General features: G+C 56.0%; 24 protein-coding genes. 11 read left to right on the forward strand and 13 right to left on the reverse strand.

Annotated features, from left to right (window positions below; translation table 11 throughout):
* Position 1 precedes the first annotated feature (1 nt).
* Both AB5Y80_RS05715 and AB5Y80_RS05720 read right to left on the reverse strand, forming a co-directional pair.
* Positions 2-1051: a phage major capsid protein, P2 family gene (locus tag AB5Y80_RS05715; protein WP_279986741.1), complete on the reverse strand. Its 1050-nt coding sequence runs from the start codon at positions 1049-1051 to the stop codon at positions 2-4.
* Positions 1052-1060: 9 nt separating this feature from the next.
* The gene (locus AB5Y80_RS05720) at positions 1061-1933 is read right to left on the reverse strand and encodes a GPO family capsid scaffolding protein (RefSeq protein WP_368172630.1); all 873 of its coding nucleotides are present in this window, start codon (positions 1931-1933) and stop codon (positions 1061-1063) included.
* A 175-nt stretch (positions 1934-2108) separates the two neighbouring features.
* On the opposite strand from AB5Y80_RS05720, the gene AB5Y80_RS05725 reads away from it, so the two are divergent.
* The 3 genes from AB5Y80_RS05725 to AB5Y80_RS05735 are packed head-to-tail and all read left to right on the forward strand — an operon-like array spanning position 2109 to position 5246.
* On the forward strand, positions 2109-3923 hold the full coding sequence (locus tag AB5Y80_RS05725; protein WP_368172631.1) for a terminase family protein: 1815 nt from the start codon (positions 2109-2111) through the stop codon (positions 3921-3923).
* Entirely contained in the window at positions 3920-4936 is a 1017-nt protein-coding gene (locus tag AB5Y80_RS05730) for a phage portal protein (RefSeq protein WP_368172632.1), read from the forward strand. The genes AB5Y80_RS05725 and AB5Y80_RS05730 overlap by 4 nt, the downstream gene beginning before the upstream one ends.
* Positions 4937-4994: 58 nt before the next feature.
* A complete protein-coding gene (locus tag AB5Y80_RS05735; protein ID WP_368172666.1) occupies positions 4995-5246 on the forward strand; it encodes an ogr/Delta-like zinc finger family protein in 252 nt (83 codons plus the stop codon).
* Positions 5247-5250: 4 nt separating this feature from the next.
* Here the strand turns inward: AB5Y80_RS05735 and AB5Y80_RS05740 are convergent, their stop codons facing one another.
* The 11 genes from AB5Y80_RS05740 to AB5Y80_RS05790 form a co-directional block, all read right to left on the reverse strand.
* On the reverse strand, positions 5251-6054 hold the full coding sequence (locus AB5Y80_RS05740; protein WP_368172633.1) for a hypothetical protein: 804 nt from the start codon (positions 6052-6054) through the stop codon (positions 5251-5253).
* 80 nt (positions 6055-6134) lie between these two features.
* Positions 6135-6335, reverse strand: coding sequence for a hypothetical protein (locus AB5Y80_RS05745; protein ID WP_368172634.1), 201 nt, complete (start codon positions 6333-6335; stop codon positions 6135-6137).
* 324 nt (positions 6336-6659) lie between these two features.
* Positions 6660-8963 (reverse strand): replication endonuclease, encoded by a 2304-nt coding sequence (locus AB5Y80_RS05750; protein WP_368172635.1) that lies wholly within the window; start codon positions 8961-8963, stop codon positions 6660-6662.
* Positions 8960-9217 (reverse strand): hypothetical protein, encoded by a 258-nt coding sequence (locus tag AB5Y80_RS05755; RefSeq protein ID WP_201997606.1) that lies wholly within the window; start codon positions 9215-9217, stop codon positions 8960-8962. Before AB5Y80_RS05755 ends, AB5Y80_RS05750 begins: the two co-directional genes overlap by 4 nt.
* Positions 9214-9453 (reverse strand): hypothetical protein, encoded by a 240-nt coding sequence (locus AB5Y80_RS05760; RefSeq protein ID WP_368172667.1) that lies wholly within the window; start codon positions 9451-9453, stop codon positions 9214-9216. The genes AB5Y80_RS05755 and AB5Y80_RS05760 overlap by 4 nt, the downstream gene beginning before the upstream one ends.
* A 400-nt stretch (positions 9454-9853) precedes the next feature.
* A complete protein-coding gene (locus AB5Y80_RS05765; RefSeq protein ID WP_048207737.1) occupies positions 9854-10114 on the reverse strand; it encodes a DNA-binding transcriptional regulator in 261 nt (86 codons plus the stop codon).
* Between the two features lie 2 nt (positions 10115-10116).
* Positions 10117-10305, reverse strand: coding sequence for a hypothetical protein (locus tag AB5Y80_RS05770; protein WP_048207736.1), 189 nt, complete (start codon positions 10303-10305; stop codon positions 10117-10119).
* A 65-nt stretch (positions 10306-10370) separates the two neighbouring features.
* On the reverse strand, positions 10371-10823 hold the full coding sequence (locus AB5Y80_RS05775; protein WP_368172636.1) for a hypothetical protein: 453 nt from the start codon (positions 10821-10823) through the stop codon (positions 10371-10373).
* Between the two features lie 13 nt (positions 10824-10836).
* On the reverse strand, positions 10837-11346 hold the full coding sequence (locus AB5Y80_RS05780; RefSeq protein ID WP_368172637.1) for a phage regulatory CII family protein: 510 nt from the start codon (positions 11344-11346) through the stop codon (positions 10837-10839).
* A 37-nt stretch (positions 11347-11383) separates the two neighbouring features.
* Positions 11384-11653, reverse strand: coding sequence for a DNA-binding protein (locus AB5Y80_RS05785; protein ID WP_368172638.1), 270 nt, complete (start codon positions 11651-11653; stop codon positions 11384-11386).
* Between the two features lie 21 nt (positions 11654-11674).
* A complete protein-coding gene (locus AB5Y80_RS05790) occupies positions 11675-11872 on the reverse strand; it encodes a Cro/CI family transcriptional regulator (protein WP_368172639.1) in 198 nt (65 codons plus the stop codon).
* A gap of 122 nt (positions 11873-11994) precedes the next feature.
* On the opposite strand from AB5Y80_RS05790, the gene AB5Y80_RS05795 reads away from it, so the two are divergent.
* From AB5Y80_RS05795 to ihfA, 8 genes are all read left to right on the forward strand, one after another.
* Positions 11995-12690 (forward strand): LexA family transcriptional regulator, encoded by a 696-nt coding sequence (locus tag AB5Y80_RS05795; RefSeq protein WP_274798585.1) that lies wholly within the window; start codon positions 11995-11997, stop codon positions 12688-12690.
* Positions 12691-12998: 308 nt separating this feature from the next.
* Positions 12999-13688, forward strand: a complete 690-nt coding sequence (locus AB5Y80_RS05800; RefSeq protein ID WP_201969101.1) for a site-specific DNA-methyltransferase — start codon at positions 12999-13001, stop codon at positions 13686-13688.
* Positions 13689-13705: 17 nt separating this feature from the next.
* Positions 13706-14104 carry a hypothetical protein gene (locus AB5Y80_RS05805; protein ID WP_201969100.1) on the forward strand — a complete coding sequence of 133 codons (399 nt, stop codon included), beginning with the start codon at positions 13706-13708 and terminating at the stop codon, positions 14102-14104.
* Complete coding sequence (locus AB5Y80_RS05810) at positions 14101-15390, forward strand: DUF6575 domain-containing protein (protein WP_201969099.1); 1290 nt, start codon at positions 14101-14103, stop codon at positions 15388-15390. The genes AB5Y80_RS05805 and AB5Y80_RS05810 overlap by 4 nt, the downstream gene beginning before the upstream one ends.
* A 369-nt stretch (positions 15391-15759) precedes the next feature.
* The gene (locus AB5Y80_RS05815; RefSeq protein ID WP_368172640.1) at positions 15760-16746 is read left to right on the forward strand and encodes a tyrosine-type recombinase/integrase; all 987 of its coding nucleotides are present in this window, start codon (positions 15760-15762) and stop codon (positions 16744-16746) included.
* Between the two features lie 398 nt (positions 16747-17144).
* Positions 17145-18128, forward strand: a complete 984-nt coding sequence (pheS, locus tag AB5Y80_RS05820) for a phenylalanine--tRNA ligase subunit alpha (protein ID WP_041215128.1) — start codon at positions 17145-17147, stop codon at positions 18126-18128.
* A gap of 12 nt (positions 18129-18140) precedes the next feature.
* Positions 18141-20528 (forward strand): phenylalanine--tRNA ligase subunit beta, encoded by a 2388-nt coding sequence (pheT, locus tag AB5Y80_RS05825; protein WP_368172641.1) that lies wholly within the window; start codon positions 18141-18143, stop codon positions 20526-20528.
* A 3-nt stretch (positions 20529-20531) separates the two neighbouring features.
* Complete coding sequence (ihfA, locus tag AB5Y80_RS05830; RefSeq protein WP_005300715.1) at positions 20532-20828, forward strand: integration host factor subunit alpha; 297 nt, start codon at positions 20532-20534, stop codon at positions 20826-20828.
* The last annotated feature ends 54 nt before the right edge of the window (positions 20829-20882 follow it).

Below are 20882 nucleotides of genomic sequence, written 5' to 3' on the forward strand. Positions count from 1 at the left end.
CTTAGGCCTCGGGGGCTGCCGGTGCGGCACCGATCTCGATGTCGGCCTCTTCAAAGCCGCCATAGGCCAGGTGCTCGCCGAGGGCATAGCCTTCCATGCGCCAGTACTGGTTATCGAAGCACTTGCGATCCTGGTTATCGTCCGCCTTGCGCTTGCGGGTGCCGCGCTGGGTGTAGATGTGCAGGTTGTCCAGGGTGGTGACCACCATCCGCTTGCCCGGGAAGAAGGGCGGGATGTAGGCGCGGCGCCCGGCGATGGACTCGGCCAGCTTCTGGGCAGCGATCTGCTCGCTCGGCTTGGTGGCCTCGCTGTAGAGCTTGGCCTGGGCGGCAGCGATGAGGTCGGTACCGACCAGCACCACCAGACGCGGGTCCTGGCGGAACAGGGGATCGATGGTGGTGTTGATGAGGTCCGAGGCCATTTCGTCCAGGGTCTTGTAATCCCCCTTGCCGTCCGGGTCGAAGTAGATCTTCTTGCCAGCCTCGGCCTTGATGATCTGGCTGCCGTCGTTCCACTCGCGGGCGATCTGGTGCCAGCCCTTGTTGACGTCTTCACCCAGCGGGTGTTCGGCGGGATCGGTATCGGCGGCCGCTTCCACGCCGTTCCAGCCGACCCGCAGCATGTCCAGGGCAAACGCCTTGTTGATGAAATCGCCCACCAGGCGCAGGAACTCGCCCTCGCTGCCGGCGTTGGCCCAGACGCACAGGGTCGCCCAGTCCAGCGAGGCGCAAGAATCGGTCTCGGTCAGCTCGTAGGTATTGCCATCGACGCCGATCTTGCCGTTGAAGCGGCCGTTCTTCTTGCGGCCGGTGAACAGCTTGCCGATGCCAACCTGCACCACCTGACCTTTGATCTGGTCCACATCCAGACAGGTGATCAGGCCGAGGAACTCGACGGAGGCGAGCAGGGCGGCGCGCAGGCCTGTTTCCACCGGGCCGGTGACGCTGAACTGCTTGGCCAGGGCGTTGACGGGGATGCCGTAGGCCTTGGCCAGGGCATTGCTGTATTGCTCCAGGCGCTGCATGGCCTGAACGGTAAGAGTCTGGCTCACGGTCGCTCCTTAATAGACTGCAGGGGTATCGTCACCACCGAGGGCGCTCGGGCGCTGGCCCGGCTTCTCGACAGAGAACTGGTCGATCTGGCCTTTCAGCTCGCCGACGGTGCTGGCCAGACCGTTCAGGGTCTCTTCCAGCTTGCTGAACTGCTCGGCGCTGATGCCGGGCTGCGCGTCCACCTTGGCGGGCTCAGCAGCCGGTGCAGTAGGCTGTTCGGTAGTGGGTTTGGTCTCCAGCTTGGTGCTGAAGCCTTCGATCTTGGTGCCAAGGCCATTGACGGCCCCCAGCAGCAGGTCGAACTGTTCTTTGGTCATTTCCTCATCCTCGGGTTGGCTGGGGGGTGATTGGGGGGCTTGCTCGCCGTGGCTGGCCAGGAAGCTGAAAAACTTGGCGATCAGGCCATCGGTCTTTTCGTGCTTGGGCAGCTTGAACGTGGAGAGGTCCAGCGGCTCGCTGGTGCCAACGGCCTGCCCCTTGTTGCTCTTGCTGAACTTGAGATGGGTGGTCCCGATGCTGGCCGGTTCGTCGGTGACGCCGAGGCCCAGCAGGTAGGTGCGGCCCAGATCGGCGAAATTCTCGAAGGGCTCGATGGAGCAGAACTGATACTGTCCGTTCTGGTTGTAGTAGATGAGATCCCGATTCGGGCAGAGGATGGCGAACAGCTTGAGCTTGCCATCCACCTCTTCGGTCTTGAGCGCCTGCACGGTGCCGTAGCTGGACCAGCGATCGTGATCGGGCCAGATGACGGCGGTGTAATAAGTCGGGTCGTAGGTCTCGGCCATGTCGGTGAGCCAGTCGCGGGTAATGTCCCGCCCGTCCACCGCTTTGCCTTCGGTGGCGATACAGACCCAGCCAGTTCTCAAGGTTGATTCGTTCATACCTGCTCCCAAGTGATGCGGGCTCAGGCTATCGGGTCGGCAAGGGGGTTTCACGCTATGGTGTTCGGCGGGATTCGGATCCAGCAGGAAATCCGAATTGCTCAGAACATCAGTGGGATAAGTGGGGGGAGGGGGCTGGCTATGATGGCGCCATCATTCACCGGATGGAGGCGCCGTGGCGTACCCCGAAGAGATCCGCAATGCGGCGAAGGGACTCTACCTTAAACGATGGACACCCCAGGAGATCAAGGACGAACTGGGGCTCAACTCCTGTCGCATCATCTACTACTGGGCCGAAAAGCTCGGCTGGCGTGACCTGCTAACCGAGGAAGCGGTCGAGGATGCCATCGCTCGCCGGGTGCAGGTGTTGCTGCACCGGGAGAAGAAAACATCGGGCGAGCAGGAGGAGCTGGACCGACTTATCGGCCACCATGTCAGCCTCAAAGAGAAGGCGCTCAAGTGGGCCGAGCGCGAGCAGGCCCTCAAGGTCCAGCGTGAGCAAGGGCATGAGCCCGGGCCCAGCCGTGGCAAGCGTGAGCGCAGTAGCCAGGCAGGTGGCAGTCGCAAGGGCGGTAAGAAGGCCAAGAACGAGATCGGCCACCTGACGGCCGATGACTTTGCCGAGTGGCTGGGCACCCTGTTCGGCTATCAGTTGCGTGTGCGGGAGGCCAAGAACGACCCGGCGCTGCCGCGTACCCGCAACATCCTCAAGTCCCGCCAGATCGGCATGACCTACTACTTCGCCGGCGAGGCGCTGGAAGATGCCATTCTGACCGGCGGCAACCAGATCTTCCTGTCCGCTACCCGGGCCCAGGCGGAGGTGTTCCGCTCCTATATCTGCAAGATTGCCCAGACCTTCCTGGGGGTCACCCTGACCGGTAACCCCATCGTGCTGTCGAACGGTGCTGAGCTCCATTTTTGCTCCACCAACTCCAACAGCGCCCAATCCCGCTCCGGTAACGTCTACATCGACGAATACTTCTGGATCCCCAACTTCGAGAAGCTCTCGGATGTAGCCAGCGCCATGGCGACCCAGAGCCATTGGCGCAAGACCTACTTCTCGACCCCGTCGAGCAAGGTGCACGAGGCATACCGGCATTGGACCGGGGATCGCTGGAAGGGAACAAGGCCGGATCGGGTTTGTATAGACTTCCCGGGTGAAGAGGAGTTGCGCGACGGTGGCCGTGTCTGTCTCGATGGCCAATGGCGTTACATCATTACCTTGGAAGATGCGATCCGCCTTGGCTGCAACCTTATCGACATCGAGGAGCTCAAGAACGAGTACCCGGAGGAGGTGTTCGACCGCCTCTACATGTGCCGCTTTATCGACGATGCCCTGTCGGTGTTCAAGTTCCAGGACATGGAGCGGGCGGGGGTGGATCCGACCCGGTGGGAGGACTACAAGCCCGGGCGGCCCGATCCGTTCGGGCGTCGCGAGGTGTGGCTGGGCTACGACCCAAGCCGTACCCGCGACAACGCCACCCTGGTGGTGGTCGCCCCGCCCACCGTCGCCGGCGAGCGCTTCCGGGTGCTGGAAAAGCACTACTGGCGCGGGCTCAACTTCCAGTTTCAGGCCCAGGAGATCGAGCGCATTGCCAAGAAATTCCGGGTCACGTATCTCGGGGTCGATGTCTCCGGCATCGGCGCCGGGGTGTTTGACCTCTTGAAGCCGGTGTTCAAAGGGGTGTGCCACCCCATCAACTACAGCATCGAGAGCAAGTCGCGACTGGTGCTCAAGATGATCGACGTGGTGGAGGCGAATCGCATCGAGTGGGACAGCTCGGATCGGGACATCCCGCTGGCGTTTCTCGCCATCAAGCGCAGCACCACCGGCGGCGGCCAGATGACGTTCCGCGCTGCCCGTGACAACGTGACCGGACACGCCGACGTGTTTTTTGCCATCGCCCACGCCGTGGCCAATGAGCCCCTCGATACCCACCGAAAACGCAAATCCACCTGGGCAACCAGCCAGGAGAAAAAGGCAGCATGACCAAGCGACAGAAACAACAACCGGCCCAAGCGGTCGCCTCACCCAACCGCAGCGCCGTGGCCTTCAGCATGCCGGAGGCCATCGATCCCACGGCCTGGATGACCGATTACACCGGGGTGTTCTACAACCCCTATGGCGAGTATTACCAGCCACCCATCGAGCGCAAGGGGCTGGCCAAGGTGGCCAGGGCCAACGCCCACCACGGGGCCATCCTGATGGCACGCCGCAACATGGTGGCGGGGCGCTTCACCAACCAGCGCGCCACCATCACGGCGTTCGTGCACAACTACCTGCAGTTTGGGGATGCGGGCTTGCTTAAAATTCGCAATGGATTTGGCCAGGTGGTGGGGCTGCACCCGCTCTCCAGTGTCTACCTGCGCCGGCGCGAGGATGGCTGCTCTGTCTACCTGCAGCAGGGCAAGCCGAACCTGATTTACCGCCCGGAGGATGTGATTTGGCTGGCCCAGTACGACCCCGAGCAGCAGGTCTATGGCATGCCCGATTACCTGGGCGGCCTGCAGTCGGCTCTGCTCAACCAGGATGCAACCCTGTTTCGGCGCAAATACTTCCTCAACGGCGCCCACATGGGGTTCATCTTCTACGCCACCGACCCGAACATGGACGACGACACCGAGGAGGAGATGAAGGAGATGATCGCCAACTCCAAGGGGGTGGGGAACTTCCGCTCGATGTTCGTCAACATCCCCGACGGCAAGCCCGATGGCATCAAGCTCATTCCGGTCGGGGACATAGCGACCAAGGACGAGTTTGCCGCCATCAAGGGGATCACAGCCCAGGATGTGCTGACATCCCATCGCTTCCCGGCGGCGCTGGCTGGCATTATCCCGACCAATGGCGGGGGAGGGCTGGGAGACCCCGAGAAGTACGATGCGACCTATGCCCGAAACGAGGTGTTGCCGCTTTGCGAGCTGGTCCAGGACGCCATCAACAGCGCGGGACTCCCTCGCTCCCTCTGGGTCGATTTTCGGGAGAATATCGGTTCAACTGTATAAACAAACAGTATTTGCTGTGGCAAGATAGGCTGTTGATTTGGATAGAAAAGGGGGCGTAATGCGGGTTTATTGCAAAGTGTGTGGCCAGCGGGGCCGCATTACCAAAACCAACCGACTGAGCGATGATGTCTCGGATCTCTACTGTCAGTGTACTGATGCAGAGTGTGGCCACAGCTGGGTGGCCACACTATCATTCAGTCATACCCTGAGCCCATCATCTCGAATGGCCAATCAATTGGTGTTGAGCTTAGTGGGTTCTCTTACTCCCGAGGGGAGGCAGATGGTCTTACAAGGCCTATGTGAAAATTGATTTTTCACTCTATTTTAGAAATACATTTCGCTGGAGTGAAAATAAATTTACCATTGATTTCATTTACTATAATAATTTCACTGTCATTAATGTTTATGACTTTGGAATTTAAATCACCTACTTTACATCGAGAGTGTTTTACAGCTTCCAAGTTATAGATAAACCAACTAGTCCAATATTCAATTTTTTTACCGTAAGCAGGCATCAAATCACTTCCAAAAAACAGAAAGAAGCTGACTACAATTGGATATATAGCGCACCTTGAAATGAAAGATGCTTTTGGGTAGTTTTCAGCACTAGCAAATGCTAGCTTTTTGAAACATTCATCATTATTAAAGTTGTTTGAAAGTGAACCGAAAAGAATGTAGAACTGTCCAAAGACTAGAATTCCGACCAATAGTATAAAGCTGAACCCTAATATAAAAACAGGTATAAGTAAAATAGATGTGAATGTGATTGAACTTGTTAGTTTTGATGAATCGAATGCAACAATCTCATTGACTAGTTGGGATGCAAAAGCATACGAAATTGTAGTGCACATAGCGTAGCTTATTAAAATTACACCTTTTCCAATAATAGTGTCCCAAACTTTTCTATAAATTATTAATAAGTCAGACACTATTCCAAATAAGAGCAAGAGTAAGGAAAACGAAAGTAAAGCAATAGGAATTATCTTGTTATCTACAAGTAGTGATATAAGTGTTGGAGGTAAGAAAATTAATCCCCAAAAGAAAAACCTTTGACTCCTATTGAGGTTTTTACAAACTGATTGCAGTTTCATAAAAATTGCTAACAGTTTAATTCTCATATTTTAAAGCCTTGGATAAGTTCAAGTGAAAATAGTCATGAGCGTGACAATACTATCAGTCTTAACTTTTTTCACTATGATCAGACACTACCTGGTGCAGGGTTGGTCGGTACGTTGGATTGAGCTGTTTGGCTGCGCCTGGGTTGGAACGATCGGCAGAGGGTGCGACCTGTGCTGGCGCGACGGATGGTGCCGCTCTGGTCGATGTTCACTGGCACCAGGCCATCCACAAGGTGGCGCTTGCCCACGGTGCGGCCATCGGCGGAAAGCATAGGGATCATTAGCTGGGATGCGAGTCGTTTAGCCATCAGCTTGGGCCGCCTTCTGGCGGCCGGGAATGGCTTGAGGTAGGAGAGGGAGCCCCACCCGCTCCAGCCGGTATACTCGGCGCATCATGGCGATGGCCACCACTCTATATACGCGGCTGTTGCTGTTGCAGCCATTCAAGTATCTGCTCAGGTGGCCATGCCGGGGTGCCATCGATCTGGGGCCCCATCCGGTATATCTGGCTCTCCAGCGCTTCAAACTGCGGCGCCGTCAACGGCCTGTAGTTATGGAATGTGGCGGGCAATTCGCCCTGCAGGGCTTCCAGCCAGGCAAAGAGATCAGTCACACACTACCTCGCTCATCAGTTCATCAAACAGTGGGCTAGGCGTGTCGTGTTGCTCGGCCCGGTCTAACTTATCCAGCACGCGCCAGAGCTCACACCGATATGGATTGGGCAGCGCTGCGATCCACTGCTGGCATGCCATGAATCCGCAAGCATTGAACAATTCGTAGCAATCCATCACCAGCGTCGGCCAATGCTCATCATCGGGGGGAACGGCGTCGGGCTGTTCGTCCAGCTCTGGTATACCGACCATGGCACGCAGCCATTCCAGCTCGATAAGAGGGTCGTCATCGCCCGATGGGGTCAAGTGGCACGACTGCAGCTGTCCGTTCTCTAGCCAAAGGGTGAAACCGTCCGAGCTGATACTTGCGCCAGCCCGTAATCGGTCGATGGAGAAGGGCGATAACCCCCATTGTTCCCTCATGATCTGGTCTGCGAAGACCTCAGATTCCGGCCGCGTACAGTTATTGTCAGAGCTCCAAGGAGCCGGGCTGTCGCCCGACTTAACCCCAATACCCCAAGCCGAACCCTCGGCGGCCTTGGTGGCCTCGAAGGTACCGGCGGGCACTACTTCCCACCCTGTCAAACGGGTGCGTACACCCAGGCGGGTGGTGTGCAGGCCCATCAAGCGTTTGATGTCTTCGCCGTAAGCGTTGGCCTGCTCCTCGATGAGGTGGGCCAACTTGATGGGGTGTTCGGCTCGGGTCGCCAGGGCGCCACCCATGGCCTGCAGGTAGCAGCGGAAGATGCCGTTATCCGCGGCAAAACGGGCGGCCTCAAAGCGAGGGTCTTGCAGCACGGGCTTGGGTGGGCCCACCAGATCGCCGTACTTCTTGGCGTTGCTGATGCGGCGCAGTTCGCGCCATACACCGACAGGGGCGCCGCCGATCTGCTGAAAGGTGCGGATCCCCCACCAACTTGCCCAGGCACATGCATGCTTGGCCCCTTGATCAGCAGGAGTGTCAGACTCCTGATCACCATCCACATGCTCACCGTCGATGTTCTTGGCAATATAGGCGGCGATGTAGCCGGTGGCATCGCCCTTGGCCGGGTCTATCTCTTTCCAGTCAAAGCGGGGAGTGATGTCGGTGAAGGGCGGGCGCCCCTGGATATCGCGCACCAGCTCTTGATGATCATCGGTGAGGGCATAGCGTTGCAGGGTGCTGATCACTCGCCATTTGTTGGCAGGGCGCATAAAGAGCAGCATGTGCCAGTGCGGGGTGCCATCGTGATGTGGCTCGCACACCCGAAAGCCGTAGACGGGGGTATCTGCCCGCTTGAGAGCGGCCCGAGTCAGGCTCCATAGCTTGGCCAGATAAGCGCAGGTTTCCCGCGGCGTTGCCCCTTCATAGCGTTTGTTCTCTACGGTCTTGCCGTCGTGTTTCTGTGTCCAGGCATGAAAGCGGCTCGGCGCAGTCCAGGTGAAGAAGACCCCCACATGCCCTTGCTCTTCGGCGTAGTCCTCAAAGCCGCGCATCCGCACCATCATCTCGTTGCGGCGGTTGACCGGGTTGGCGTTGCTGGCCTCCCAGCAATCCTTCATCGAGATCACCAGGTCATGCTGGGTGTTCATCACCTCCGACTCGGCCAGCCAGCGCATCATGGCGCGCTTGCGCTCGCGCACCACCTTCATGGTGGCGTTCGACACATACGCCGATACCCCCTTGCGCACCTTGCCGAGCACGATGTTGATGTGCTCCTGCAGTCGGTCCCAGGTGCGGTTGATCCGCTTCTCCCACCACTTGGCAGAGAGCAGGCGTACCATCACGCTCAGGATCCAGTTATCACGCACCTCCACGGTTTTGAATTCGGGCAACTCCCCTATAAAGCCCCACTGGTCGGCAGGCTGGCGGATGGCTTCCCATGTAAGCAGCAGATCCGGCTCATCGCCGGCTTTGATGCCCTGCTCGATGTTGTGCCAGATGGCGGCCGTCTGGTTGGCGAACTGATGCGCCACCCGCTTACGGCTCTCTTCATCGCGCAGCGCCTGCGGGTCCACTGGCAGGGCCTGGATAAGGCCGCGCACCAGCTTGGTCCGCTCACGAAGCCAGATGTTGCCATTGCGGGCATGGCGGGTGCTGCCATCTTTGCGGCGTCGCACGTACTGCTTGAACAGGGTCTGGCTGAGCTGGGGGGAGAGGCCATCGAGAACTTGCACGGCCCACGCCAGATCAGATTGGCCGGGTACGCCAACGAAAGCGGCGTCAAGATTGACGCCGGGTAGAGCATTGGAAAGGGTATCGATGCGCTGCCGCAGTGTCCTTTTCGACAGCGGCAGCCTGGTGGTTGTTCGACTCATTGGATGGCGGTACCAGATAACAAGCTGATGCGGGATTGGCAGCCCTGGATGCGCTGCTGCGCATGGGCTTTCATGCGGCGGGCTGCCGCACACTGGCGCAGCAGTAGCGTGATACTGGCCCGGGGTCGGGCTGGTAGCCTGCGCGCATTGGCCAGCTCCCGTTGATATAGACGCAGCCGCGCTGCGTCTTCCCGATAGGTCTCTTGCCAGCGGTGCATCAGGCTGGTCAGCTCCTGTTGCAGGTGATGGGTCACTGGATCACCTCACCTTGTCCGTGCAGCGGGGCGCACTCGCGCCACCAGTCGCCAATCTCCCGGGCCAGGGCGGTTTCACCCTGACCCAACGCCAGCCAATAGACGGATCGCACGGCCCCGAGTGCCAGCAGCTCCCGGGCGATGTCTCTATCCCCCCGGGCTTCACCACCGGCGGCGATAAACTCGGCGCGGGCTGCCAGCCAGTGAGTGACCAGCGGGCCATGAGTCGGGGTCATGGCTGGCCCCTCTTCGTCATCGTCCTCACCGCTGTCGTCATCCAGCAGGGCGGCCGGATTGCAGGTGGCGACCAGTTGGAGCTGGATGTATTGCTGGCCGGAGTAAATCCCGCCCAGGGCGATGCGGTTATCTTCGGCATTGGCTGCGAACATGTCGGCCAGCAGCCCTTCGACGAGCTTGGGGGCCTGACGGGCAATCTTGATGGCGTCGCTCATGGGCAGGCCCTCCGGTTCAAGGTGACAAAGAGCTGGTGCCAGCCTTGGCTGGTTTTGCCCTGGGCACGCAGGTTGCGCCCTTCCGACCCGCGCAAACGCACACGGGTTAATCTGGCGAGGTTAAGGGGCAGCTCTGCCGCCCGGGCCAGTGCCTCCTGTTCCGATATGGGATGAAAGATCCGGCTCATGCCTGCACCTCCGGCGTGGCGATGCCAGTCAGCAGCCAATCGCAGTGGTGTTTCAGATCCGGGTGATTGGCGATCAGCAGGAACAGACCGCCGCCGATCTCGCGGTATCCCAGCTCATAGTTCTTGAGCGTGGTGGCTGGAATACCGAGCTGATCGGCAAACTTGGGGCGGCTCAGTTTCAACTGCTCCCGCAACTGGCGCAGGCGCTTGGCCGCATGGTGGTTGAGCAGGTTGATCTGGGTTGGTTGGGTGTGCATGGTCAGGCTCCTTGTGAAAGAGTGCAGGGATTGATGCGGCTGAACAGAGAAGCCCAAGCCAGTGCGGTGGTGCGTTCCATAAGCGCAATCCCGTCAGGGTGTTGGCTAAGACGGGTGCCATAGCGGCCCGTCAGCTTGCGTTGCTGGATGCGAAGGTTGCGCAGGGCGCAGGGGATCGCTAAAGTTGCCATGTCGACTTCCTCATACGTTGTTGATAAAGGCCCGCTTGGAGTTGCCGCTCCGTTATGCGGGCTTTTTACTGCCCGATAGGGCGCGGGCCTTGCCCGGTCATCTGGCTTGCCGCCAGCACGGCGCGCTTCAAGCGAAGCTTTGCCGCTCTCTCTTTCTTCTCCCTCTCGATATCCCCGATGGATCTGGTGTTCAGTGCCGGATGCCAGACTTTGCTGTCACAACCGCCGTGAAAGGCTTTCTGATACTCCAGCGCGATCACCGCCAGCCTGATCGCCTCACGCTGTGCATGGGGCAGGGCTGACAGGGTGGCGGTCATCAGTTCGCCCCGTGGCTGGCGGGCAATGGCACAGATGGCCGCTTTCTTGGTCTGGCTCAGTGCCAGCCAGTCGTTATCCAGACTTGAGCGTGTCTTGCTGAACAGCTCGCGCAACAGCAGGCAGCCGGCGGTATTCATGGCGATCTGCTCGGTGGGTGTCAGGCCCGCCAGATTGCGTTGTTCATGGTCAATGCATTGCATGGTGGTTTCCCCTTCACATGGTCGCGGCCTGCATCAGGATGTCTGATGCACAGGCCAGGGCGGGCACCGCTTGAAAGCGGGCCTCGATGTCGTGGATCAAGATGGCGAGCGACCCCATGGCCGAGGTGGCCACGCTCACCAGGGTGTTGCGCTCCGAGCGGGTGATCCGGCCGCGGTCGGTCAGCTCCAGCGCGCGTTGGCCAATGCTGGCAATCTTGGCGTTCAGATCGATGGCCTGATGGGGCAGGGAAGGGGTCCGTTCTGCCTGGGGAATGGCAACGGCCGTCAAGCCACAGCCAAACAGGGCGCCATCGAACAGGGTTTCATCGCCCTCACTCGCCTGAGTGATGGCAATCAGCTCGGCCACCGTTAGTTCGTGGGGCTGATCGGGGTTTAACTTGTTGCGCAGGAGCTGCGGATTCATGCCAGCCCGCTGGGCTATCTCGGCCATGTTGTGACTGGCCGCAAAGCGTTGGCAGGCGCTGATCCAGTGCGGATGTTTGCTGGCGTATTCGGTAAACATGCGAGCGTCTCCTTGACCCGTTATGGTGTTGGCAGATTCACGCGAGCGTCATGGTGACGTAGCGCTCGGCCTGATAACGGGCCTGCAGGAACAGGGCGTAAAGGTTGACCTCGCGAGGTGCGCCCGGGCCGTCTTGCAAGATGGGCAACTGGCCGCGGTCGGCGCGCTTTTTAACTGCCCCAAGCGTTAAGCCCTGACGCTTGGCGTACTCCTCCAGGCTTTCACTGACGCGATTGCCAAAGGGGTAATCAAGCGGCAACTGGCTCACGTCGCTGGGGATACGGATGGGTTTGATTCGAGTAACCATGGTGAATCCTTCTCAGGGGGTTCAAACACAAGGGGTTGGTTGTTGCGGGGTACTGCGCGCGGTGGCCTTCAATTTGCCGCCGGTCAGCACTTCGATCTGGTAGGCACGGCCTTGTGGAACATGGTCACGCCATTGAGAAATGGCTTGTGGCTTACAGCCCAGCGCTTGGGCCAATTTTGCAGCCCCACCAAAGTGGTCAATTGCATCTTGTTTTTTCATTTTCATCACCTTGTAAGGTTTACTTTCGAAAGCAAATGTAAAGCTAGGTGAATCATGATTGCAAGGAAAAACTTACAAAAAAGACAAGAAATCCTACGAAAGCAACTTGTAAGATTGCTTACATGAAAATAAATGAACGCATCAAACAGACACGGAAGAGACTCGGATATAGCCAAGAAATTCTCGGCTCACGAGTCGGTGTATCACGCGTTTCCATCAGTCAATGGGAGCGGGGAGAGAACACGCCTAATGGTCGCTATCTCAATGAGTTAGCTGCTGCGTTGGGGGTCACTGTTGACTGGCTCTTGACGGGGGAGGGGGATGCTCCTGCGTCATCAGGAGAGCAGCAAGTCGTCGGATATCACAACGTCGAACCGGCCGTGATCCCGCAAGGTACGCGCGTGCCTGTGCTGAGCTATGTTCAGGCCGGTCACTGGCACGAGATGTGTGAACAGGCCACGGCCTTCGATGGCAATGTCGAGTATGTGACGGCGGGGGTGGATGTTGGCCCTTGTGGTTTCGGCCTCTGGTTGCGTGGCCAGTCGATGGAACCCTTCTTTAAAGAGGGCGACCTCATCATCGTTGACCCCGACGAAGCGCCCCAACCAGGGGATTTCGTCGTGGCCAAGAACGGCAGCGAAGAGGCCACCTTCAAGAAGTACCGGCCCCGCGGCATCGACGAGAGCGGACAAGAGGTGTTTGAACTGGTCCCCCTCAATGACGATTTCCCCACCATGCATTCCGACCGACAACACATCCAGATCATCGGCGTGATGGTAGAACACAGATCTTATAGAAAAAGACAAACAGGGCGCTGATTTCAAAGATAAAATTATGAGAGATTGCTCGCATAATTTTTGATATAGTCTCGCGCTTAGTTTGGAACCAGAATAAGATACCTTTGAATCCACAAGGGTTTGGTTAGAGAGAATTGTAGCTTTAATGGCAGGGGGGAGTGGCTCTCACGCCGTGCGGTAGCTATATCTAAACTCATGACTTAATCAGCCAGCCTTCTTGTTGTCGCCCCTTCCTTAGGTGTATGTAAATCATAGACTTTTATGGTTTTCATGTTCAGTGTTCTGGCATGTTTTGAGCTGGGCCCTCATCTTCACCTTTGGAGTAACCCGTGTCTGACAAGATAATCCAACAAGCATCATTTGAACTTCATCAAGGAGATGCTATAGATTGGCTTAAATCTCTTAGCGATTCATCAATTGACCTGTTAATTACAGACCCTCCTTATGAGTCACTAGAGAAGCATCGAAAAGTTGGAACAACGACTCGATTAAAACAGAGTAAGTCGTCAAGTAATACATGGTTTGAAATTTTTCCTAACTCCAGATTTGAATCGCTATTTTATGAAGTGTATCGAGTTCTGAAAAAAAACAGCCATTTCTATTTATTCTGTGATCAAGAAACTGCTTTTATAGTAAAGCCTATTGCTGAAGCTGCGGGATTCAAATTCTGGAAGCCAATTGTTTGGGATAAGATGAGAATTGGCATGGGGTATCATTATCGTGCTAAATATGAGTTCATTCTTTTTTTTGAGAAAGGAAAGAGAAAACTTAACAATCTTTCAATTCCTGACATATTGAGTGTTCCAAGAATCCATCGTGGTTACCCCACAGAGAAACCTGTTGAATTGATGAGCATTCTAATAGCTCAGAGTTCAAATGAGGGAGAATTGATTTGTGACCCATTCATGGGGGCTTGTGCTAGTGGCGTTGCAGCAAGAAATCTAAATAGAGCATTTATTGGAAATGATATCAGCGAAGAGGCCTTATCAATTTCCTATAATAGGTTATCAAAAAAATAAAGTAATGGAGTAACGGGATGAGCAAAAAATGGCCTGCTGATTTTCCTGCAAACTGCCCCCCTAAAACAGCATCTCATTCTAAAGATAAATTCTATCGTTTAGTAGATAACTTTCCTCCTGATAGTAACGATTTTTTGAGAACAAGAGACAATCCGACGCAAAAAGATAAGGATTTTCATGGTGCTGGGATCATAAACTCTTATGGGACCTCATTTTTTAGCAAGATTGGGGACGCTCTTTCTACTAAGCGCAAATTCAAAAAAGCCATGGCATCCAAGAAAATTGCAAGTGGTGTGATTGGAGATGACGTTGGTGTTGTGATGCAAACATATAAACCAAGTCATCATACAGCATGGTTTTACACTGATGCGGTGCCTGAAAATTGCTTTAAAACTGAGGAGAAGGAGGAATCATGAGTATCCTTCCCAAAAAAACGTGCCTAGGCTCTCTTTATATTTCTGAAGTATATGAATACTATGATGGCCCCAAATTGTTTTGTGCCAAAAACAAGACAAGCCAAGCATTTTTATCATATTGGTGTGACTCTTCACCAGGACGCGAATATGATGGTTGGTTGTATATGCCTGTTTCAGAGAAAAGGTTGGAACAAGTAAGGCGAGCGGAAATATCAATAAAAGATGCTTTTGAGAAACATGAGGATGTAATTTACCTTGCTTATGTTTTTTATGGCGAAAATCAGAAAGATACAGTTGAATTAAAAGACTTGGCCACATTGCTGGTAGATGGGTTTATACCTGAAGATGATTTTTTTGTTGAGCAGGACTCTATTGAGTTTATTTCGAAAAATGAGATAGAGTGGAATCATGATGTTAGGATTGCAAGGGATAGTAGAAATACGAATCCCTCAGCAGAAAGCGTTTCTGCAATCATTGGTACATGGACAACTTTGTTTGAAGGTGCCATGAATTTCCTGTCGAAGAGCCAGAAACTATACCCAGCATATGCTGTGCCAGGCTCTTTTGAAGTGAAATTCAATACATCAAATAATGAAATTGCATCTGATGTTTTGTATAAAGTAACCTCAATATTTAATGACTCAACCTTGGAAGATGAAGCTCTTTCACAGAAATTATATAGCGTTGGCATCCAGGTCTCTGATTTAAAAGAGTTTTTTGACTCCATGGATTACTATGGTGTTGAAATAGATGTATCACCTAAAATATTTTTAGGCGATATAAAGCCATGCTCTTTACGGAAAGATGATGTAAATAGATGGAGATCTCGACTAGAAAGCATTTATGGCTGTGTTCTAGGAACAAACAAAATACCTCAAGCTGATGAGTTGGAGAATGTAATAAGGTTGCTTCAACTTAGAGCTGACTCTAAAGAATTTAGTGAGGAAAATTTTGGTCTTGTGGACAGACAGATCAGATACTATAAAGATGCAGCCGTTCTTCTTGGTTATCTAACAAAGAATAGCTCACTAACATCTCAAGGTCGTTATTTATTGGAGCATTCAGAGTTGGATGACCGGATGCGTCTAATCGCATCCAGTTTCAAAGCAACTGATTGTGCACTCGCATGGAAAAAATGGTCGAAAGAGCAAGATATAACAAAATTAAATCCTGATAGTGCGGCTGATTTTATATTGGAAAATGTACCTGGCTTCAAGGAAAGCACAGCAAGAAGAAGGGCAAAAACATTAGCCAAATGGTACACAGATTTAAAAGAATATTTTTGATTTATAAAGGGGCTGCAAAGCCCCTTTTTTTTACTGAAATCCCCCAGCCACTTAACTTGTGTGAGATTTATTTTAAGCATTGTATTTAATGTATGGATTTGATTCCACGTGATGGGAGTGGCTGTGGTAACGGAGTGGATGCATGTGGTCAGCAAGAGCATTTTCCTTCTTTATAGCTATTCCCAGTATCCTTATATGATGCGTCACCATGTGAGCTGTCTTCCCAGTTAAACACCGCTAATAATCATGAGATACTGTATAAAACAGCAGTTTTTTGATAGGGGGTGAAAGTGAAGGTACAGGGGGACGAGCGATGACGATGTGCGGGCCGAGGGGATGGATGAGCGCCTTCCTATATAAGGAGGGGCAATGAGCATCAAGTCCACGCCCGAGGGCTACCTGGTCGATATCCGCCCGCAGGGGAGGGAAGGCAAGCGGATCCGCAAGCGCTTCAAGACCAAGTCCGAGGCCCAGCAGTTCGAGCGTTGGGTGATCGCCACCGAGCACAACAAAGAGTGGGTGGATCGCCCGGCAGACAACCGGCCGCTCTCCGAGCTTATCGAACTCTGGTGGCACTACCATGGCCAGACCCTCAAAGCAGGGGAGGCGGTGCGCAAGAAACTCCACAATATCGATGCCGCATTGCGCCACCCGTTGGCAAGACAGGTGACCCGGGCACTGTTCTCCGAGTATCGGGCGCAGCGTCTGCAAGCTGGTCGCCAACCCAAGACGGTGAACCGTGAGCAGGAGATGCTGGGCGGGGTGTTCTCGGTGCTCACCGATCTCGGCCATTACCATCATGATCACCCGCTCAAAGAGATGAAGAAAGTCAAACTGGTTGAGCGGTCGATGGGCTACCTGGCCCAGGACGAGATCAACGACGTGCTGGCGGCGCTTTCGGGGGATAACCTGAAGGTGGTCAAACTCTGCCTGGCCACGGGGGCGCGCTGGAGCGAGGCGGCCAATCTGCGCCGCGAGGAGGTGCTGGCCAGCCGGGTGACCTACATCAACACCAAGAATGGCAAGAACCGCACCGTGCCGATCTCTGCCGAACTGTGCCAAGAGATAACGAATGGGGTGAACCGGGGACCGCTGTTTCGTGATCTCGACTATCTGCTGGTGCGTGACGTGCTCAAGGCCGTGGCGCCGGATCTGCCAGCAGGGCAGGCGGTGCATGTGTTCCGGCACACTTTTGCATCACACTTCATGATGTCCGGGGGCAACATCCTCGCGCTGCAAAAAATTCTGGGCCATCACAACATCCAGCAAACGATGACCTATGCCCACTTTGCACCGGACTATCTGAGCGATGCGGTGCGCTTCAACCCGTTGGAAAACCCGCTCCCAGCCGCATGATCAAGTGTCCACAAATTGCCCCAAACAGGGTCGCCACGGGGCTTTTGATGTACCCTCAAGTCGCTCGTAACTCGTTGATATTTATCTATGTTGTTGTTTTTATTAGACATGGAAAGGGGGCTCAGGCCTCCTTTTTTGTTGTCTATTTTTGAGCGTTGGCAGGTAGCATGCCACGTTCATAAATGCTTTATCCTTCCATATGCCAACAAACTAGAACAAACGACGCTTGTCTCAATCCTGTTGCATCTGGCTTGTGGCTTTCTCCATATAACAAAATGATTTGCAGGGAGAAAAGCCCGTCATAACTATGGTCAGCCAAGGGGCTTTTTTTGTATTATTCCCCTCTTGACCTTATTTAGCCTAAAGGCTCCTGTTCCGGGAGTGGTGACGAGGAAGACATGCAACAGCTTGAAGAAGTAGTCGGCCAGGCCAAGGCCGAAATTGAGGGCGTAAGCGACATCGCCGCCCTCGACGAAATCCGGGTCAAATATCTGGGTAAAAAGGGCTTTTTTACCGAGCAGATGAAGGGCCTGGGCGCCCTGTCCGCTGAAGAGCGTCCCGCCGCGGGCGCCGTGATCAACCAGGCCAAACAGCAGGTTCAGGATGCCCTGAACGCGCGTCGTGAAGCCCTCGAAGTCGCCGTGCTGAACCAGAAGCTGGCCGCCGAGACCATTGACGTCAGCCTGCCGGGCCGCCGCATCGAGAATGGCGGTCTGCACCCGGTGACCCGTACCATCGAGCGCATCGAGCGCCTGTTTGGCGAGATGGGCTTCAAGGTTGCCCGTGGTCCCGAGATTGAAGATGGCTTCCACAACTTCGATGCGCTGAATATCCCGGCTCACCACCCGGCGCGTACCGATCACGACACCTTCTACTTCAATCCTGATCTGATGCTGCGTACCCACACCTCCGGTGTGCAGATCCGCACCATGGAACATCAGCAGCCGCCGATCCGCATCATCGCGCCGGGCCGCGTCTATCGTAACGACTACGACATGACCCACACCCCGATGTTCCACCAGGTCGAAGGTCTGCTGGTTGACGAGCATGCCAGCTTCACCGAGCTGAAGGGCATCCTGCACGACTTCCTGCGCAACTACTTCGAGGAAGACTTGACCATTCGCTTCCGTCCTTCCTACTTCCCGTTCACCGAGCCGAGCGCCGAAGTGGACGTGATGGGCAAGAACGGCAAGTGGCTGGAAGTGCTGGGCTGCGGCATGGTGCACCCGAACGTGCTGCGTTCGGTCGGCATCGACCCGGAAAAATACTCCGGCTTTGCCTTCGGCATGGGCGTTGAGCGCCTGACCATGCTGCGTTACGGGGTCAACGACCTGCGTGCCTTCTTCGAAAACGACCTGCGCTTCCTCAAGCAGTTCAAGTAAGGGCGAGAGAACATGAAATTCAGTAAATCCTGGGTGATGGAGTGGGTCCGCACCGAGTTGAGTGACAATGCACTGGCCGAGCAGATCACCATGGCCGGTCTGGAAGTGGACGCCGTGGAAGCGGTGGCCGGCCAGTTCAACAATGTGGTGGTGGGTGAAGTGGTCGAGTGCGCCCAGCACCCGGACGCCGACAAGCTGCGGGTGACCAAGGTCAACGTGGGCGAGGCCGAGCTGCTGGACATCGTCTGCGGTGCGCCGAACTGCCGCGCCGGCCTCAAAGTGTGCGTGGCCAAGGTCGGGGCGACCCTGCCGGGTGATTTCACCATCAAGAAAGCCAAGCTGCGCGGCCAGCCGTCCCACGGCATGCTCTGTTCCTTCAGCGAGCTGGGCATCGACGTCGAGGCTGATGGCATCATCGAGCTGCCGCTGGATGCCCCCATCGGGACCGATATCCGTGAATACCTCGCGCTCAACGACGTCAGCATCGATGTGGATCTGACCCCGAACCGTGCCGATTGCCTCGGCATCGCGGGTCTGGCCCGTGAAATCGGCGTGCTCAACAGCGTGGACGTGGTCGAGCCGACCTGGGCGCCGGCTGCTGCCACCTGTGATGCCACCTTCCCGATCCGGGTTGAAGCGCCGGCGGATTGCCCCCGTTATCTCGGTCGTGTCATCAAGGGGCTGAACCTGCACGCCCAGAGCCCGCTCTGGATGCAGGAGAAGCTGCGCCGTGGCGGCATCCGCTCCATCGACGCCATCGTCGACATCACCAACTACCTGCTGCTGGAATACGGCCAGCCGATGCACGCCTTCGACCTGGCGACGCTTGAAGGGGAACTGGTGGTGCGCCGCGCCCGTGCCGACGAGCCCATGACTCTGCTCGATGGCAACGAGGTGAAGCTCAAAGAGACCACGCTCGTGATTGCCGACGCCAAAGGCCCTGCCTGCATGGCCGGCATCTTCGGCGGCGATCGCACCGGTGTCTCCGAGACCACCACCGACATCCTGCTGGAGTGCGCCTTCTTCGCGCCGCTCTCCATCACCGGCCGTGCCCGTGCCTACGGTCTGCATACCGATTCTTCCCACCGCTTCGAGCGCGGGGTGGATCCCGAGCTGCAGGCCAAGGTGATGGATCGTGCCACCCGTCTGCTGCTGGACATCTGCGGCGGTGAAGCGGGTCCGGTCATCGAAGTCAAATCCGATGCCCATCTGCCCAAGGCTGCCCCCATCAAGCTGCGCCGCACCAAGCTCGACAAGGTGATCGGCATCAGCGTGGCGGATGCGCAGGTGGTCGAAATTCTGACTCGTCTGGGCATGCAGGTAACCGTGGATACTGACGGCTGGACCGCGCTGGCTCCCTCCTGGCGTTTCGACATCGCCATCGAGGAAGACCTCATCGAGGAAGTGGCCCGCATCTACGGCTACAACAATATCCCGAACCTCAAACCCGCCGCATCCCTCGCGATGGTAGAGCAGGCAGAAGGGCAGGTGACCCTGAAGCGGGTGCGCGACCTGCTGGTTGACCGCGGTTTCCAAGAAGCGATCACCTACAGCTTCGTGGATCCCAAGGCTCAGCAGACCCTGTTCCCGCAGAGCGATGCCATCGTGCTGCCGAACCCGATCTCGGTCGAGATGTCCGCCATGCGCGTCTCTCTGTTCCCGGGTCTGGTGCAGGCGGTGGTCTACAACCAGAACCGTCAGCAGCCGCGCGTGCGCCTGTTCGAGCAGGGCCTGCGTTTCATCAAGGACGAGAATGCCGAGAACGGCATCCGTCAGGAGCCCATGCTGGCCGGCATCATCACCGGCAACCAGGGGGACGAGCACTGGGATGTCAAGGCCCGTCCCGTCGACTTCTTCGATTTGAAGGGTGACCTGGAAGCGGTACTGGATCTGACTGCAGAAGGGGCTACCTTCACCTTCGAGCGCACCGAGCACAGTGCCCTGCATCCGGGCCAGAGCGCAGCCATTCTGCGCAATGGCGTCGTGATCGGCCACATCGGCGTGATCCACCCGAGCCTCGAGAAGAAGCTGGGGCTCAAGAGCCGCGCTGTCATGTTCGAGCTGGAGCTGGACAAACTGACGCCGGCCAAGGTGCCGGTTGCTGCCGAAGTATCCAAGTTCCCGGCCAACCGTCGCGATATCGCCGTGGTGGTTGACAGACAGATCCTGGCAGGCGACGTTCTGGCAGTAATTAAAAAAGTTGGCGGAAATCAGTTAGTTGGAATAAACTTGTTCGACGTATACCAGGGCGCTGGTATGGCAGAGGACAAGAAGAGCCTGGCCATCAGCCTGGTGTTGCAAGACACCCAGCGCACCCTGGAGGAGAAAGAGATCGCCGAGACCGTGGACAATGTCGTGCGGGCCCTCGGTGAAGAGTTGAATGCATCCTTGAGGGATTGATCTATGGCGCTTACCAAAGCCGACATTGCAGAGCACCTGTTCACCCAGCTCGGGATGAGCAAGCGTGAAGCCAAAGATATGGTGGAAGCCTTCTTTGAGGAGATCAGACAGGCGCTCGAGCGTGGCGAACAGGTCAAGATTTCCGGCTTCGGTAACTTCGATCTTCGCGAGAAGAACCAGCGTCCCGGACGCAACCCCAAGACGGGGGAGGATATTCCCATCAGCGCCCGTCGCGTGGTGACCTTCCGGCCCGGCCAGAAGCTCAAGGCCAGGGTAGAAAATGTTGAACCCAACGAGTGACAAAAAGCCAGGCAATCGCCTGGCTTTTCCATTCCGATGATAAAAATCCTTCTG

Source organism: Aeromonas sp. R2-1, assembly GCF_040908425.1.
In the GTDB taxonomy this organism is placed as follows: domain Bacteria; phylum Pseudomonadota; class Gammaproteobacteria; order Enterobacterales; family Aeromonadaceae; genus Aeromonas; species Aeromonas caviae.

Coding starts and splice junctions, on each gene's coding strand:
- AB5Y80_RS05735 (WP_368172666.1), top strand. CDS start 4,995: ATGCGGGTTTATTGCAAAGTGTGTGGCCAGCGGGGCCGCATTACCAAA.
- AB5Y80_RS05740 (WP_368172633.1), bottom strand. CDS start 6,054: ATGAGAATTAAACTGTTAGCAATTTTTATGAAACTGCAATCAGTTTGT.
- AB5Y80_RS05745 (WP_368172634.1), bottom strand. CDS start 6,335: ATGATCCCTATGCTTTCCGCCGATGGCCGCACCGTGGGCAAGCGCCAC.
- AB5Y80_RS05775 (WP_368172636.1), bottom strand. CDS start 10,823: ATGCAATGCATTGACCATGAACAACGCAATCTGGCGGGCCTGACACCC.
- pheT (WP_368172641.1), top strand. CDS start 18,141: ATGAAATTCAGTAAATCCTGGGTGATGGAGTGGGTCCGCACCGAGTTG.
- AB5Y80_RS05730 (WP_368172632.1), top strand. CDS start 3,920: ATGACCAAGCGACAGAAACAACAACCGGCCCAAGCGGTCGCCTCACCC.
- AB5Y80_RS05760 (WP_368172667.1), bottom strand. CDS start 9,453: ATGACCCCGACTCATGGCCCGCTGGTCACTCACTGGCTGGCAGCCCGC.
- AB5Y80_RS05805 (WP_201969100.1), top strand. CDS start 13,706: ATGAGCAAAAAATGGCCTGCTGATTTTCCTGCAAACTGCCCCCCTAAA.
- AB5Y80_RS05765 (WP_048207737.1), bottom strand. CDS start 10,114: ATGCACACCCAACCAACCCAGATCAACCTGCTCAACCACCATGCGGCC.
- AB5Y80_RS05750 (WP_368172635.1), bottom strand. CDS start 8,963: ATGAGTCGAACAACCACCAGGCTGCCGCTGTCGAAAAGGACACTGCGG.
- AB5Y80_RS05790 (WP_368172639.1), bottom strand. CDS start 11,872: ATGAAAAAACAAGATGCAATTGACCACTTTGGTGGGGCTGCAAAATTG.
- AB5Y80_RS05785 (WP_368172638.1), bottom strand. CDS start 11,653: ATGGTTACTCGAATCAAACCCATCCGTATCCCCAGCGACGTGAGCCAG.
- AB5Y80_RS05810 (WP_201969099.1), top strand. CDS start 14,101: ATGAGTATCCTTCCCAAAAAAACGTGCCTAGGCTCTCTTTATATTTCT.
- AB5Y80_RS05795 (WP_274798585.1), top strand. CDS start 11,995: ATGAAAATAAATGAACGCATCAAACAGACACGGAAGAGACTCGGATAT.
- AB5Y80_RS05815 (WP_368172640.1), top strand. CDS start 15,760: ATGAGCATCAAGTCCACGCCCGAGGGCTACCTGGTCGATATCCGCCCG.
- AB5Y80_RS05770 (WP_048207736.1), bottom strand. CDS start 10,305: ATGGCAACTTTAGCGATCCCCTGCGCCCTGCGCAACCTTCGCATCCAG.
- pheS (WP_041215128.1), top strand. CDS start 17,145: ATGCAACAGCTTGAAGAAGTAGTCGGCCAGGCCAAGGCCGAAATTGAG.
- ihfA (WP_005300715.1), top strand. CDS start 20,532: ATGGCGCTTACCAAAGCCGACATTGCAGAGCACCTGTTCACCCAGCTC.
- AB5Y80_RS05720 (WP_368172630.1), bottom strand. CDS start 1,933: ATGAACGAATCAACCTTGAGAACTGGCTGGGTCTGTATCGCCACCGAA.
- AB5Y80_RS05780 (WP_368172637.1), bottom strand. CDS start 11,346: ATGTTTACCGAATACGCCAGCAAACATCCGCACTGGATCAGCGCCTGC.